Below are 5330 nucleotides of genomic sequence, written 5' to 3'. Positions count from 1 at the left end.
GGTATTGATAATGTCCATGATGGCGGGAATGGCAGCCTGATCCTCAATGTAGCCAAGGGTGGTGATCAGGTGCACCATATAGTCGGCTTCCGCATTCTGGAATGCCTTTGTGAGAAGCGGTGTGGCCTTTTTGCCCATATTGATAAGTTCATCAATGGCTGTATCCCTGATAATGGTGACGGGGGACGATAAAAGAAAGGTTATTTTTTCCAGATCATAAAGCTCCTGCTTATCTGCTAAGGCCTGGACAACGAGTTTGTTTATGGTTTCATCTTCGCATAGAAAGCTTATCAGGGTGTCTGCTGCCTGGGGATTGGGCATGGCACCGATGGCGAAAATGGCAGCTCTGATAATGTCGGTGTCTGAATGCGTGGTAACCGAAGCAAATATTTCAATATGTTCGGGTTTGCGGAATACCGCAAGTGATTTAATGGCCGGAATAATAATTTCCGGGTCTTTTTCACCCTGCACAATCTGGATCAGTACCGGGATTGTTTCTTCAAGGAACAGATCTCCGGCTGCACGGATAAATTGAATCCGGGTCCTTTTTTCGTTGTTGATAATATATTCTATGACCAGATTGGTATTGCCGTATGCTTTGTCCAGAATCAGATCATACAGGCTTTCCTGGACATCTGCGTTGGAAATCTCTATTTTAGTGAGGTATTCAAGCAGAGAGAAAACTACGTTTTCAGGTCCTTTTGCCAGCTCTGCAAGGGCCATTTTCTGTACTTGAACATCAACGTTGGAATCCGATGCAAATTGAAGCAGGGCCTTGGCTTTAACTATATCTTTTTCGTTGAGACAGAAAATCAGTTCATTAATAAAATCTTGTGCATTAATACCACCCATAACGTCACTTCGCTAACCCTTAAACTGGTAAAATACCGAATTTAAATATCTGAAAGAGGCAAAAAGGTCTGTGTCATTTACCAAGGATTCTGTGGAACCAATCAAAAGGTAGCCGTCCGGTTCCATGACCTTTGAAATATTTGAATATATTCTTCGGCGATCCTCAGTGGTGAAATATATCATTACATTTCGGCAAAGGATAATATCAAATTTTCCGATACCGATAAACGGTTTCATCAGGTTCATTTTTTTGAACTGAACCATGGCTCGAAGCTCGTCTTTAACTTTATATTTATCCTCCTTGGGTTGAAAGAATCTGTTAAGCCGGGCAGGCTCAAGTCCGCGTGCCACTTCAAATTTGTTGTAAACGCCGTAACTGGCTTTGGCAATGGCTGCATCAGAGATATCCGTACCAAACAGTCGGATATTGTACTTGTCAATCGTTACACCCATTTCAATCATGGTCATGGCAAGACTGTACACTTCCTGCCCCGTTGAATTGGCGGCACTCCATATTTTTATGGTAGGTTTGCCAATACTCTTTTTTGAACGCTTATCAATCAGGTCCGGCAGTATCTTATGCTGGAGAAGTTTAAACGGTGATTTATCCCTGAAAAAATAGGTTTCATTGGTGGAAATGGCATCAATAATTTCGCCTTCCAGCTCTTTGTTAAAACCGAGTTTGGATTTTTTCATCAAATCCGCATATGAATTGCACTGGTATTTGGCAAGCAGAGGATTGAGTCTGGTTTCCAGAAGGTATTCTTTTCCAACAGTTAGCGCAATCCCGGATATATCCAGAATATATTGGGAAAATAATTTAAACTCCTCCGGACTTACTTTGATTTTACTCATAAATATCGTGTCGGTATCGGCTGGGTTTCAGGTTAAACGGTTTTTACGATTTCATCTGCAATTTTTTCTAATGGTGCGATGATATCGACTATCCCGGATTCAATAGGCTCTTTGGGCATGCCGTAAACGGTACATGTTTTTTCATCCTGGGCAATAATGAAACTGCCGTTGTTTTTCATCTGAACGAGCCCTTTTGATCCGTCAGAGCCCATACCAGTCATGATGACGCCTGTGGATCTTCCAACATAGTGCTGGGCAATGGAGCGAAACAGGTAATCTGCCGAGGGTTTGCACGAATTTTCAGGCGGATCATCCGTAATTTTTATTTTTCGGGTGAAACCGTCTGCCCCTGCAACAATTTTCATCTGTTTTCCCCCAGGTGCAATAAAGACTTTGCCGGGCTTAATGATATCCCCATCCTTGGCCTCTATGACTTCAAGGGCTGATTTTTTATTCAGGCTGTCGGCAAGGGATGCCGTAAATACAGGCGGCATATGCTGTACAATGAGAACCGGTACCTTGAGGTCCTTGGGCAGCATTGGTATCATTTTTGTCAATGCATTTGGACCGCCGGTAGATATACCGATACCTATAATTTCAGATTTTGACCTGATGCCGGCCGGTCTGGGCTTTGCCGGGCTATGGAAAACCCTATCTGGAACCGGCACCGCGGGTTTGAGTCTGGCCGGTGGATCAATTATTCCGAATTTATGGCGTTTGACATGGCGTACAATAGGCTCAAGGGTTTTTTGAATTTTAAGCATATTCTCTGCCATTTTTCCGTCTTCGGGCTTGGGCAGAACGTCAAAAGCACCAAGTTCCAGGGCCCTCAGGGTCAAGGCACCTCCCTGGTGGGTCAGGGTGGAAACCATGATCACCAAGGGCGGGCTCTCCATGTTCTGAAGTTCCTGAAGGAGTTCAATGCCGTTCATTTCCGGCATTTCGATATCCAAGGTTATCAAATCCGGTTTGAGGGTTTTAATTTTTGAAAGGGCAATTTTCCCGTTGTTGGCCGTACCTACCACCTCAATGCCCGGCATCTGTTTGAGTGCGTCTCCAACAATTTTCCGGTAGACAATTGTGTCATCAACCACAAGCGCTTTGATGGTGTTCATTATTCTTTGAGCACCTCATCAATATTAAGAATGCCGATCAACTGATTTTTTGTTTTTAAAACGCCCTGGAAATATTTACCTTTGACACCTCCGATATTTGAAGGTGCCGCCTCTATATTTTCCTTTTGGGTGATGACCACATCGGAGATGGCATCCACCAGAAGTCCGATATGCTCATCTTCAGAATTGACTATGATGTTGCGGTTGTCTTTGCTTGGGACGACCGGGGCCAGACCTAATTTTTTGCCCAGGTCAATAATGGTTACAATTCTGCCCCGAAGATTTAATATCCCTTTGATGTATTCAGATGACTGGGGTACCTGTGTAATTTCAAAATGTTTATTGATTTCCTGAATATTTAATATGTCGATTCCACAGACGGCCCCGCCAACATAGAACGTGGAGAACTCTATGTCATTGGATGTGGTTTCTTTGGTCTCTTTTTTCATGTAAATCTCCTTAACGGGTATCTTCTTTGTGGGTGTTTTATAAATTCGTGTATTTTCTGATAACAGCCATCAGTTTCTCCCTGTCAAGTTTGATCTCATATTCGTCAATACCCGCGGATCTACCTTTTTCAATATGTGCTTCACTGGCAAGGGAGGTCAAGGCAATAACCCCAAGATGTGAGTAGATAGGATCACTCTTAATTCGCTTGGTGAATTCAAATCCATCCATGTTGGGCATTTCCAGATCCGTTACAACCAGGTCAATATCGTCAACGCGTTCTTTTAACAATTCCCAGGCAATAAGTCCGTCTTCAGCTTCAATGACCTTGAAGCCGTCCTCTTCCATGAATTTTTTAACCTGGTTTCTGAAAAAGGCCGAATCTTCGGCAAAAAGTATAATTTTTTCTCCGTCTTCAGCCATGGTTGCTGCTGCCTTGGCTTCGGCGTCAAACCAATCCGGGTTTAAAATTTTAACCAGTTCGAAAATATCAACCAGTAACGTGGTATGGTTGTTGATGATCATGGAGCCGCTGATGGCAGGCTGTTTCAAAGTAGAACTGTCTATGTTGAGCACAACTTCCTGGGCATCTACAGGCGGGGTAACCATAAGCCCTAATTCCCGGTCTTTAACCTTGAACACAATAACTTCCTGCTGGTCCCTTTTCGGCAGTTGTTCAACGTTTGTCACCTGGGACAGTTCATACAGGGGAAGGGAACCGCCGCGGTACTGCACAACCTTACGGTTGCCGATCTGTTCAATGTCGGATGTCTTGATACGTTCAATACGTTCCACAATACTTAACGGCGCAGCAAAATGTTCTTTTTCATTATTTTTGAATGTCAGTAACGCGACCTTATCACCTCTGGCCGCTTCTTCGTCTTTTGCGGCCTTGGCAGCATTCTGGCTTGCTTCGGCAACGGCAGAAAGTTCGGCCATCTGGGCAAGGTTGGAGATATCAAGGATTAAAGCAACCTTGCCGTCACCCATAATCGTGGCACCGGCATAGGCTGTGCATTTCTTTAAATGACGTCCCACAGGTTTCACGACGATTTCTTCGGAGTCATGAAGCTGATCTACCACAAGGCCGTATTTGAATGCCCCGGCAGATACAACCGCAATATTGATCGCAGATGCGGCATGATACCGGCGGTCGCCTTTTGCTCTTTTTGTTTCGCTTTCTGTTTTATCCCCAGAATCAGGAGCCTTTCCAGGGATGTGGACCCTTGATCTGCGGTCAGAAAGCCTGATCCTGCGCTCTTCGCGTTCTTCGCCGGTTTCCGGATCAACAAACGTGCGCTCTATACCGAGCATGTCCGCTAAATTCAGAAGGGGAAGCAGCTCACCTCTGAGCCGGACAACCTCCGCATCCCCAACTTTTTCAATTTTTTCTTTGATCTGGCTTGCCGGAATCCTGAGCAGTTCGTTGAGGTTGACCTGGGGAACGGCATAGCGCTCATTGCCCACAGAGGTGATCTGGCTGGGAATAATGGCCAGGGTCAAAGGCAGCTTGATCTGAATGTCAGTTCCCTGTCCGGGTGTTGAATCCAGTTCTATAATGCCGCCTAACGCCTCAATGTTTGTGACCACCACATCCATACCTACACCACGTCCGGACACATCCGTGACCTCTTTGGCAGTTGAAAATCCCGGCAGAAAAATCAGTTCTGTTTTCTGCTTGTCCGACATTTCCGCCACCCTTGATTCCGATATCAGACCTTTTTCAAGGGCAGATGAGGCTATTTTGTCAGGATTCAGGCCTCGGCCATCGTCTGAGATGACGATGTTGACCTGACCGGCATCGTGGAATGCCTTTAAAATAATTTTTCCAGTGCCATTTTTACCCATCTGTTCCCTTTCCATAGGCGTTTCAATACCATGGTCAACGGAGTTTCTTACAAGGTGGGTTAGCGGGTCATTGATGGATTCCAAGATGGTTTTATCCAGCTCAACATCCTTGCCTTCAATTTCCAGTTCTATGGATTTTCCCAACTGGTGGGACAAGTCCCTGACCACCCGGGTAAATTTGTTCAGGATATTGGCAATAGGCTGCATCCGTGT

General features: G+C 45.0%; 5 protein-coding genes. All 5 read right to left on the bottom strand.

Translation table 11 applies throughout. From position 1 onward, the window contains the following. Positions 1-852: HEAT repeat domain-containing protein (locus tag B3D59_RS17805; protein ID WP_286822487.1), on the bottom strand; the 852-nt coding region annotated here is incomplete at its 3' end. A 12-nt stretch (positions 853-864) separates the two neighbouring features. Continuing rightward, a complete protein-coding gene (locus B3D59_RS17800) occupies positions 865-1707 on the bottom strand; it encodes a CheR family methyltransferase (RefSeq protein ID WP_286822486.1) in 843 nt (280 codons plus the stop codon). Positions 1708-1739: 32 nt separating this feature from the next. Then, entirely contained in the window at positions 1740-2822 is a 1083-nt protein-coding gene (locus tag B3D59_RS17795; protein ID WP_286822485.1) for a protein-glutamate methylesterase/protein-glutamine glutaminase, read from the bottom strand. Then, positions 2822-3271, bottom strand: a complete 450-nt coding sequence (locus tag B3D59_RS17790) for a chemotaxis protein CheW (RefSeq protein ID WP_286822484.1) — start codon at positions 3269-3271, stop codon at positions 2822-2824. The genes B3D59_RS17795 and B3D59_RS17790 overlap by 1 nt, the downstream gene beginning before the upstream one ends. Positions 3272-3308: 37 nt before the next feature. After that, positions 3309-5330: chemotaxis protein CheW (locus B3D59_RS17785; protein WP_286822483.1), on the bottom strand; the 2022-nt coding region annotated here is incomplete at its 5' end.

This window comes from Desulfobacter sp. UBA2225 (genome assembly GCF_002348205.1).
Classification (GTDB): Bacteria; Desulfobacterota; Desulfobacteria; order Desulfobacterales; family Desulfobacteraceae; genus Desulfobacter; species Desulfobacter postgatei.
The sequence above is the reverse complement of the archived record's forward strand: the minus strand, read 5'-3'. Positions and strand labels throughout refer to the sequence as shown.

Bases quoted from the DNA above. Each gene is read 5' to 3' on its own strand.
- B3D59_RS17795 (WP_286822485.1), bottom strand. From the start codon at position 2,822: ATGAACACCATCAAAGCGCTTGTGGTTGATGACACAATTGTCTACCGG.
- B3D59_RS17790 (WP_286822484.1), bottom strand. From the start codon at position 3,271: ATGAAAAAAGAGACCAAAGAAACCACATCCAATGACATAGAGTTCTCC.
- B3D59_RS17800 (WP_286822486.1), bottom strand. From the start codon at position 1,707: ATGAGTAAAATCAAAGTAAGTCCGGAGGAGTTTAAATTATTTTCCCAA.